2 protein-coding genes are annotated in these 3,228 nt (G+C 45.4%); both read right to left on the bottom strand.

What is annotated here, in order from left to right; all coding sequences use genetic code 11:
• Positions 1-458: 458 nt before the first annotated feature.
• Entirely contained in the window at positions 459-1,802 is a 1,344-nt protein-coding gene (locus tag ACP5PX_RS07590) for a rolling circle replication-associated protein (RefSeq protein WP_428085364.1), read from the bottom strand.
• Positions 1,803-2,602: 800 nt separating this feature from the next.
• Positions 2,603-3,228, bottom strand: a 626-nt coding sequence (locus ACP5PX_RS07595; protein WP_428085365.1) for a hypothetical protein, incomplete at its 5' end; no start/stop codon positions are given.

The raw sequence follows: 3,228 nt of genomic DNA on the forward strand, positions 1-3,228 counted from the left end.
CTATAAGTTTCTGTCTTATAGGTGTACGTCACAACGACGTTATAGGGCAAATTAGGACACTGACCTCCAATAATCGCGGGTGCAGGTGGATTTGAAGGCTGTTTGTTTCTGGGTGAGCACAGATTTGAATACAACCCGTTCAGAGCAGAACCCAAACCAGTAGGATCTGGCAAACCAGATGCAGCATCCGCATAGTTAGCCCACAGATTGCACGCAAAATTGGCGGCTTGATTGGCAATATTCCTTAACCCATTAGCAGTGTTAGTGCTAGTGTCGGCATTTAACTCTTCATAGGTAAATACTGGGGCCATTGCCGAAATTACATTAATTAAAAAACCCCATAATCACGTCCTGAGCCGTGATTATGGGCGTTGTAGTCTCATGCCATAAAGGCATAGGTAGCGTAACGCTGGAAGAAAAGCTTGTCAAGGGTTTTGTAACAAATTTTAACCTTTTTGCTACAGCTTGAGTGAGCCTATCCACTCTAAGTCCTGTTCCTGAGCATTCTCAATACACGACTTCATCTGGGAGTACCAAAGTTTGCACTCGCCTGGTAACTCGAATCGAGTCCGTTGGGTATATCTGAAGGAATAGGCTAAGGCATCCACTAAGTAAATCAGGTCTGCCCTTGATAAATCCCTGGTAGAGACAGAGTTCAACAGCTTTACTCCATAGGATCGACCGTTGAATTGCATAAAGGTATTCAGCCAGGTCAAGTGTCTCTTGATAAGAATACAACCGTTGCGGGTTAACCGTCTCAAATTCAACTCTGTGTTAGAGCAATAGTTTTGATTTGGGAAAATTGTAGTCATTAGCGTCATCCATAACGAATTAGAGTCCTCTGCACTTGCGTAGGAAACCAGGGTTTTCCCGATTCCTACCCTATGCTTATATTCGTAGCACTTCACTGACCAAGCTTCTAGCAGAGATAAGCAATCCTCATACCAGGCAAGCGCCTGTTGAGAACGCAAATAATCCAAACGCACCGAAAATGACATCTCCCTAAGCAGTTGCAGTAATGGACGGGAAACGCCATACCAACGCGATGGACAAAAGGCGTTTTTTGGAGTTCGCTCGTTAGAGCTTCCCGCCTTACTAACATATTTAGACAGGTAAGCCGCTACGGACTTCTCACACCACTGAGCGTCCGTTTTAGTAACTTCTTTGTTATGCGACCATGAAAAACCCTTGTGCTGAGCAAACAAATCTACCCCTGACCGGGTTGATATTGCACTTAAAATTCTTATCCATTCTTGTTTAAGATTCCGACGGATATATTCGCCCTTCTCTCTATCAGGACAATGAACAACATAGTGCAAGTGAAGTGCTCCACGTCGTTGCCACTCCCATGTATAAATACTCAAATTATTAGAAAGTCTTTTCCCCAACCAGGCCTTAAATCGCTGTACCGCGAAGGCGCTATACCTAGCAAGCGCCTCTAACGCGGAAGGAGTACTACCAGGTAGCGTCAGAGTAAGGAATAAGCACTCTGAGTAGGGGTGGGCCGATTCTAACGCTCCACCTGCTCTAAGAATCTGTCTGCGAGCATAGGTTGAGAAGCGCTGAGTACGCGGCAAACCCCCATACCCTGGTCTAAGCTGACTCTCTGGAATGCCGCTAGAGTCCTTACCCGAAAGCCGTTTAGAGTTTTGAACATATGACAAGAAAGGAGTGGAACACTCTTCTAGATCTTTATTAGTCTTATCTTGAGTCTTAAATGAGACTTGTTTTACAGGTGGTTGCTGACAGAGAGAAATCCTTATCTCTCTGTTAGGGAATTTCTGTATCGTCATTAGTCTCATTAGTCTCACCCGTCAATAAAAAATCCGCCTGTTAGAGCGGATCAATGTTGCAAAACAAAACGAGTGTCACCATTTTTCTATACCTGTATAAAGAAGTCCCTACCAATGGACGTCGGTCTAGCTACAAATACCAGGTCATACGAAATGTCAGGATATGCCGGGAACAATACCACACCATCGCGCCATACCGTTTTATGGCCTGCAACAAATCTATACGCTGGATTAGCTTGATCTATCACCAGCATGAAAACCCCATAACAGGGGTTTGCGGGTAATGGGGGTGATGGAGTGACTACAAAACCCATACCCCCAGAGCCGATAACAGCAGTGTGCAGCACCTGGTAGCCAACCTGAGTGATAGTTCCCGACAACGCCATATCCTCACCTATTCAGGCGATCTTTCCTATAGGGAATCACCTATTTAGCAACCTCACCTTTAACGGACTCTACTTTCCAGTCAACTCCACCAATACTAACTGTAGTTCCAATCAGGCCTTGAACCACTGTGGCTCTAGTCAGAGTTAACAAGGCTACTTCCTTATATTTTGTAAACTGATTAGGTGCAGTACCAACTTCGCGAGACAGAATCGCACATCGAGCGTGCAATCCAGCAGTCCGCTTAGACCGAGACACAATAGCGCTAATTCCCAAATCAACCGCACCCGACGGTGGAGTACCCGCGAATGGGATCGAAGCTGACTCTAGCTTAATTTTCGTGATAGTACCGCTATCCGATTCATACTTAGTCGTTACAAAATCAAGCGCCATAACCTTCCCCTAACACACTTCATCCATATCCATTATGGGGGTAACTTCATTTGAGTAACCACAAATTGAGCCCCAGGTTTTTCTGGCACAGCATGAATCGCACTGACTTTTGCCTCGTACCCGGCATAGAGTGACCAGGAAAATGACGTTGCTCTAGGTGGAGCTTCCAAGTGAGACAAAGCGGTATTCAATGCCGTACGGGAACCTAAAGCAGAGCCATCACCGAACGAATAATATCCACAGAAGTACTGCAATGGTGCATTTGCACCACCATTCTGAATAACTTTTGGATTGGCGGGAATTTTAGTTAACAACAGCCTAACCTTAACAGTGTTAGCCGGTAGGGCTACAACCCCTGAGTTTCCTTCCCCAATCTCCGTAACCACCAGGTCATAATCCACTGGACACGAACAGTCCTTAATATCACCCGCTGTTTTAATCAATTCTTTAAGGTCAGACTGAACATTGATTAACTGATTTGTCACAGGCGACAAATCAGTAGGTGGAACATTAACCTTAACAGGTTGCTTCGGTTCCGGCTTAGGTTTCGGAAGGTAGACCTCAGGTGGAACAGCCTTATCTTGAGACGGCTGAAATGTAGGGTTTATATAAACTCCACCTAGATCGAATGCGACATTGAATGGGCCGACCTGGACAT

The organism is Hadarchaeum sp. (SeqCode), assembly GCF_049969415.1.
Lineage (GTDB): Archaea > Hadarchaeota > Hadarchaeia > Hadarchaeales > Hadarchaeaceae > Hadarchaeum.